This window comes from Microbacterium umsixpiens (assembly GCF_053543675.1).
In genome coordinates this window covers 1-7009 of the sequence record NZ_JBLVOH010000016.1, presented here as the reverse complement: position 1 = coordinate 7009, position 7009 = coordinate 1, and the positions used below count along the sequence as shown (strand labels likewise).

Genomic DNA, 7009 nt, shown 5'->3' with positions numbered 1-7009 from the left:
CCCCCCCGGCGCGGCCGTAGACCCAGGTGCCCTGGCCCGGACGGTCGATGCCCGTGAAGGTGCGGTTGCGGCGGTCGCGGTTGACCCGGATGGTGCGCACACCGAGGTCGAGGAGGGCGGCCACATCCACCTCGGGTGTCGGTCGCGTCGGCCGGATTCCGCGCAGGAACAGGAGTTCTGCGGCGTATTCGTTGCCGAACCCTGCGACGTTGCGCTGATCGAGGAGGGCGACGTGGATGCTGCGGGTGTCGGCTCCGAGTCGTCGGAGGGCTTCAGCCGCATCCCAGTCGTGCGCGAGCGGATCGGGGCCCAGGTAGCCGACGAGCTGGTCCTCGTCACGAGTGGGCACGACCTCGACCTCGGCGATGTCGACCCCGACGGCATCACGCTCGGAGGTGCCGACGATCGCACGTACCTTGAAGGCCGGATGCCGCCACTTCTCGCCAGGGCGGTAGACGAACCACGCGCCGTCCATGCGCAGATGCGAATGCAGGGTGCTGTCGCCGATGCGCATGAGCAGATGCTTGCCGCGGGGAACGACGCCGTGCACAGGCTGCCCGGTCAGGTCGAGCGTCGCGAATCGGGGGACACGGAGGTCGAAACGGGTGACCTCGCCGCCTGCCAGTGCCTCGTCGAGGCGCCGCGCGGTGCGGAAGACGGTGTCGCCCTCGGGCATCAGGAAGCTCCCGGCCCTGTCCCGAGATGCGGCGGCGGCGGAAGCGGTGACGATACGGCGTTCGGTGCAGGCGGCGGAGGTGTCATCGTCGTTCCGGAGGCCGCCGCCGTGGTGCTCGTGCGGGCGAGCATGTCGCGGGCGAGCATCGTGCTGCCGGCGACGGCGACCGGCATGATCGCGACCGCGCCGCCGGGGATCAGGAAGCAGAGTTGTGTGGCGACGCCGAAGCCGAGCACCCGTGCGCGGCTGCCCGAGAACAGCGCGGCGCGATCGAGGGGGCTCAGATCGCGCGCATCGAAGGCGCGGCCGGTGAGCTCGCGCGCCAGCAGTCGGCCGGTCAGGACGACGCCGGCGACAGCGCCCAGGAAGCCGCCGACGCCCGGGATGAGGCCGATGAGAAGCACGGAGAGGGCGATGAGGATGCCGAGGAGGACCAGTCGCAGTCCCTCGCCGAGCGTGGTCCAGAAGCTGCCGCCGTCGGCGGGCGGGGGCGAGCCGAGGTCGACCTCGACCGCGTGCCAGATGCGCTGATAGAAGGGGTCGCCGATGGTCAGGGTCAGTGCGCTGAAGATCACGCTCGCGAGAGCCAGGGCGGCAGCGACGACGACGAGGCTAACTGCCGCGCGCAGCAGACCGCGCCACGGCTCGATCCATCCGTCGGCGAACGGGGTGAGCCACGTGGATAGCGACGGCATGCCGATGACCAGCGGCACGAGCAGGGCGGCGAGCACGATGACGGCGATGATCGCCGGGATCAGGCCGAGCACCATGAGACCCGGTCGCGTGCGCCAGAGCCCGAATCCGCGCAGCAGGGTGCGGATGCCGGCGGCGAACTCTCGGATCATGGCTTCCAGCGTAGGTGGGTCAGTAGTGGTAGCGGGCCTGCAGGATGATGACCTGATGGTCGTTGGCGGTGTAGACCAGTCGGTTCGTCTCATCGATGCGCCGAGACCAGACTCCGGCCAGAGCGTGCTTCAGCGGTTCCGGCTTGCCGATCCCCTCGAAGGGGTCGTCGCGCAGGACGTCAGTCAGGAGGAGGTTGATCCGCTTCAGAGTCCGACGATCCTCGGTCTGCCAATGGAGATAGTCCCCCCACCCCTGCGACGTCCAGACCAGTACTCGCGAGGTCATGCCTCGTCGAGTGGATGTTCTGCGACATCGCCCGCCTGTGCGGCGGCGAGAGCGACGAGCAGCCGGTTCGCATTCGCGGGGGAGCGCAGAAGATGGCTGGTCTCGATCAGGGAGTCGTACTCGGACTTCGACATGAGGACGGCGGCGCCTCGGCGGGAGACGATCTCGATCTCGGAATGATCGAGGTTGACGCGCTCGATCAGGCCGAAGAGGTCGCGGCGCGCTTCGCTCGTGGTGATGGCCATGTGCATCCCTTCTGGTACCACTTATGGTACCACTCTGGATGGTTCAGACGACCTTGCGGAGGGTGTAGCCCCGCGGGGTGGCCACGAAGCCCGCCTCCTGCAGGGCGAGTGCGAGGTCGGTGCCGTAGACGCCTTCGCCGTTGATCTTCTCGACGGTCAGGGTGTCGAGTCGGCGGGCGCGTGCGGTGGCCGCGAGATCGGATGCGGCGGCGCGGAGCACTTCGCCGTCATCACTGAACGACAGCACGGTGCGGCCGCCGCGTTCGAGGGAGAGCACGAGGACGCCGTCGATCAGCACGACCAGGCCGCCCGCTTTGCGGCCCGGGCGATGCGAGACTCCGTCGAGCTTGGGCCAGCCGAGGGCCGCGCCATAGGGGTTCGCGGGATCGGTGGCCGCGAGGGTCACGGCCTTGCGTGGCGGTGGATCGGCGAGCCCGGCGTAGGTGCGGAGTCGGTCGACCGTGCCCGAGGCGGCGAACTGTGCGGCGCCGAGCTTCTCGATCACGTAGCCGCGACGGCAGTGGCCCGCCTCTTCGAAACCGGCGAGCACGCGATAGGCCTGGGCGAAGCCACCGGGAACGCCCTCGGCCTGCACGGCGCCGCGGGTGACGACGCCGTAGCGGTCGAGCAGGAGGCCCGCGGTGACGGTGGCGCGGCGGGCGGCATCCGTCTCGAGTGCGGGCAGCAGGGACCAGCGCCCGCCGATCGACGTCGGCCGAGGCGCAGGGGAACCCGTGAAGGACACCCCACGGTAGGTGCGAGCGCGGGGAGCCCGGCGCTTGACCTTGTGTGCCTGCGAACCGCCGGCGAGGAGTGAGCGGATGGGGCCGAACGTGTCGTTCGTGACGTAGCCCGACCACGTCAGCGACCACAGCGCCTCGAGCACGGACTGCTCGTTCTCGGCCGCCGCCATGTCTTTCAGCTGCGCCGCGAAGTACGCGCCGCCGACGTCGAGCGCGATGAGGATCCGAGACTCCAACGAGTCGGAAGCGATCTCGGCGTCGCGCTCCGGCAGCGTGAACGGCGCAAGGTCGACCGGATGCAGCGACACCCAGCCGTCGCGCCCCGGGAGGGTGCCGTGACCGGACCAGATGACCTCGCCCGCCGCCGTGAGCTCGTCGAGCATCGCAGGGGAGTAGTCGCGCACACGAGAGGGGAGGACCAGCGATTCCCACGCGCTCGCGGGGATCGGCACGCCGGCGAACTGCTCGATCACGCTCAGCACACCGTCGACGCCCTCCAGCGGCCGACCCACGTGCTGCCAGTCGGGCAGGAAGCGGGCATACGCCTCGGGGGAGACCGGCTCCACCGACCCGCGGATGGCCGCGAGCGAGCGCATCCGCAGGCGTCGCAGCACCTCGCTATCGCACCACTCGATCGCGTCGCCGCTGCCGGCGGCCTCGGGCAGGAAGTAGCCGCTCGTGAGTCGGCCGGCGTTCTCCAGCCGCTGCAGGGTGTGGCGGGCCACCGCGGCTCCGAGTCCGAACCGGGTGGCGACGGCATCCGTCGTGAAGGGGCCGTGCGTCCGGGCGTGCCGGGCGACAAGGTCTCCCAGCGGGTCGGCCAGCGGTTCGAGGAACGCCACCGGGATGCCCGTCGGGAGAGCGACCCCGAGCGCATCGCGCAGTCGGCCCGCGTCTTCGATCGCGGCCACCCGGCTCACGCCGCCGATCGTCACCGGAATCGCGCGCCGGGCGGTGATCAGGTCGTTCAGCAGTGCGGCGGCAGTCTCGGTGTCGACGGACTCGGCCTCCGCTTCGAGCACACTCGCGGGGTCGAGGCGAGCCGCGACCTCTTCCGCGTCGAGCGGTCCGAGCATCCGCAGCAGGTCGGCGACGCCTTCGAGCCCGCGGGCGCGGCGGTCCGGATCGAGTCGCTGCGCCTCCCGCTCGAACTGGGCGATCACCTCGGGGTCGAGCAGCTCGCGCAGCTCGACGGTTCCCAGCAGCTCGCCCAGAAGCGCGGGGTCGACCGAGAGCGCGGCGGCCCGACGCTCGGCGAGCGGCGAGTCGCCCTCGTACATGAAGGCGCCCACGTAGCCGAACAGCAGGTCGCGGGCATACGGCGAGGGCTGGCCGGGTTCGGTCTCGACGAGGCGGATCCGGCGATCGGCGATGGAGGTCGCGAGCTTGCGCAGCGAGGGCAGGTCGTAGACGTCTTGCAGCACCTCGCGCAGCGTCTCGAGGATCACCGGGAAGGTCGGATGCCGCCGCGCCACCTCGAGCAGCTGCGCCGACCTCTGCCGCTGCTGCCAGAGCGGCGTGCGCTTGTTCGGGTTCATGCGGGGCATGAGCAGCGCCCGCGCCGCGCACTCGCGGAACCGCGAGGCGAACAGCGCGGAGCCGCCCACCTCCTCGGTGACCAGGTGCTCCAGCTCGTCGGGCTCGAACACGAACAGCTCGGCTCCGGGCGGCTCGGCTTCGGCATCGGGGATGCGCACGATGATGCCGTCGTCGCTCGCGACCGCCGACCCTTCGACACCGAGGCGCTCACGGACCCGGGCGTTGATCGCCAGCGCCCACGGCGCGTGCACCTTCATGCCGTACGGGGAATGCAGGATGACCCGCCAGTCGCCGACCTCGTCGCGGCCGCGCTCCACGGTGAGCGTGCGGTCGGTGGGGAGGGTGCCCGTCGCCTCGCGCTGCTCGGTCAGGTGCGCCAGGAGGTTCGCCCGCGCTTGCTCGTCGAGCCCGGCGTCGATCAGTCGCTGGGCCGCCTTCTCGGGGGTCGCCGCCGACACCTCCCGGGAGAACGCTCCGAGCGCCTCGCCGAGCTCGAAGGGGCGACCGATGCCGTCGCCGTGCCAGAACGGCACCTTGCCGGGTTGGCCGTAGGCGGGGATCACGTTGACACGGTCATGGGTGATCTCGGCGATGCGCCAGCTGGTGGTGCCGAGCGTGAACACGTCGCCCACGCGCGACTCGTAGACCATCTCCTCGTCGAGCTCGCCCACGCGCGCGCCGGTCGTCTCGCCGGCCACGAAGACCCCGAACAGGCCGCGATCCGGGATGGTCCCGCCGCTGGTCACGGCGATGCGCTGCGCTCCAGGCCGCCCGGTGAGCGTGCCCGCGTCGCGGTCCCACACGAGCCGCGGCCGCAGCTCGGCGAACTCGTCGGAGGGGAAGCGTCCGGCCAGCAGGTCGAGCGTCGCTTCGTAGGCCGAGCGGGGGAGAGACTGGAACGGCGCGGAACGACGGACCGTCTCGAACCACTCCTCGACGCTGATGGCACCGAGGGCGCTCGCGGCGACCGTCTGCTGCGCGAGGATGTCGAGCGGATTGCGCGGCACCTGGATCGCCTCAATCTTGCCTGCCAGCATCCGCTCGGTGACGATCGCGGTGTGCAGCACGTCGCCGCGGTGCTTCGGGAAGAGGGCGGCACGGCTGATCTCGCCCACCTGGTGCCCGGCCCGACCAACGCGCTGCAGCCCGGAGGCCGCAGACGGCGGGGCCTCGACCTGGATCACCAGGTCGACCGCGCCCATGTCGATGCCGAGTTCGAGACTGCTCGTCGCCACGACACAGCGCAGCACGCCGGACTTGAGTTCTTCTTCGACCTGGGCGCGCTGCTCTTTCGACACCGAGCCGTGGTGCGCCTTGGCGAGCACGGGATCGGCGCCCGCGGTCGCCCCGGCCTGCGCCATCATCGCGGCAGGCACCGTCGCGGCCGGAAGCTCGACCCCGATCCGCTCGGAGTAGATCTCGTTCAGACGGCCGGTGAGGCGCTCGGCGAGCCGACGGGAGTTGGCGAACACGATCGTGGAGTTGTTCTGCAGGATGCGGTCGACGATCGCCTCTTCGACGTGCGGCCAGACCGACCCGGTGACCTCGCTGTACTCGGCATCCGCTGCTTCACCTGGCACGCCGGGCGGCGGGGGCGGGTTGGTCATGTCGTCCATCGGGACGACCACCCCGAGCTCGAAGGTCTTCGATGCCGGCGGGGCCACGATCTCGACCGGGGCCGAACCGCCGAGGAATCGCGCCACCTCGTCGATAGGGCGGACCGTGGCCGACAGGCCGATCCGCTGTGCGGGGGTCTCGATGCCGTTGAGTCGGCGCAGCGCGTCGAGGCGCTCCAGGCTCACGGCGAGGTGCGCTCCGCGCTTGGTGGCGGCGACCGCGTGCACCTCGTCGATGATCACGGTGTGCACCCCGCGCAGAGTCTCGCCCGCGCGGCTCGTGAGCATGAGATACAGCGACTCGGGCGTCGTGATGAGGATGTCGGGCGGATCGGAGACCAGCTTGCGGCGGTCGCTCGACGTCGTGTCGCCCGAGCGCACGCCGACCGTCACCGCGGGGGCGGGCACTCCGAGCCGCCGGGCCGACTGTCCGATGCCGATGAGCGGGGACCGCAGATTGCGCTCGACGTCGACGCCGAGGGCCTTCAGCGGGGAGATGTAGAGGATGCGGGTGCGCGGCTCACCCTTCGCGGGCGGGGCGGTCTCGCTCATGCGCTCGCGGAACACGCTGTCGATCGCCCAGAGGAACGCCGACAGCGTCTTGCCGGAACCGGTCGGAGCGACCACGAGCGCGTGCTTGCCCGCCGAGATCGCGTCCCAGGCACCCGCCTGCGCGGGAGTGGGCGCGGGGAAAGCCCCCCGGAACCAGTCCTGCGTGGCGGGGGTGAAGCGTTCGAGCACGTCGCTCATCCCTCCATCTTCGTCGAGGCCGGGGACATCGGGGTCGCCACACCCGCACGACGACACCACGCCGGCACGAGCGGCCGGGGGGATCCGATCGTGCAGGCGTGATCGCGTCGTGCAGGTGCGCCGCGCGTCACGACCCCAGCGAGACCTCCTGCAGAGCCCCCTCGCCGTCGATCTCGAGCGTCAGATCGAGCTCGAGTCGGCGCAGGAACGCGTCGTCATGGCTGACGACGAGCACCGCGCCCCGGTAGGCGCGCAGCGCCTCGACCAGCTGATCGACCGTGTCGACGTCGAGGTTGTTGGTCGGCTCGT

At 70.9% G+C, this 7009-nt stretch carries 5 protein-coding genes and 1 pseudogene; all 6 read right to left on the bottom strand.

The window, feature by feature from the left end; all coding sequences use genetic code 11:
* Window positions 1–676, bottom strand: a 676-nt coding sequence (locus tag ACNPM4_RS01545; RefSeq protein ID WP_448984461.1) for a DNA-formamidopyrimidine glycosylase family protein, incomplete at its 3' end; no start/stop codon positions are given.
* Window positions 676–1521, bottom strand: a complete 846-nt coding sequence (locus ACNPM4_RS01540; protein WP_448984460.1) for an EI24 domain-containing protein — start codon at window positions 1519–1521, stop codon at window positions 676–678. The genes ACNPM4_RS01545 and ACNPM4_RS01540, both read right to left, overlap by 1 nt.
* 19 nt (window positions 1522–1540) lie before the next feature.
* Window positions 1541–1807 carry a Txe/YoeB family addiction module toxin gene (locus ACNPM4_RS01535; RefSeq protein WP_448984459.1) on the bottom strand — a complete coding sequence of 89 codons (267 nt, stop codon included), beginning with the start codon at window positions 1805–1807 and terminating at the stop codon, window positions 1541–1543.
* On the bottom strand, window positions 1804–2052 hold the full coding sequence (locus ACNPM4_RS01530; protein ID WP_091029280.1) for a type II toxin-antitoxin system Phd/YefM family antitoxin: 249 nt from the start codon (window positions 2050–2052) through the stop codon (window positions 1804–1806). Before ACNPM4_RS01530 ends, ACNPM4_RS01535 begins: the two co-directional genes overlap by 4 nt.
* A 43-nt stretch (window positions 2053–2095) precedes the next feature.
* A complete protein-coding gene (locus ACNPM4_RS01525) occupies window positions 2096–6700 on the bottom strand; it encodes an ATP-dependent helicase (protein WP_448984458.1) in 4605 nt (1534 codons plus the stop codon).
* 127 nt (window positions 6701–6827) lie between these two features.
* Window positions 6828–7009: pseudogene (locus ACNPM4_RS01520) on the bottom strand (ABC transporter ATP-binding protein); the annotation flags it as partial.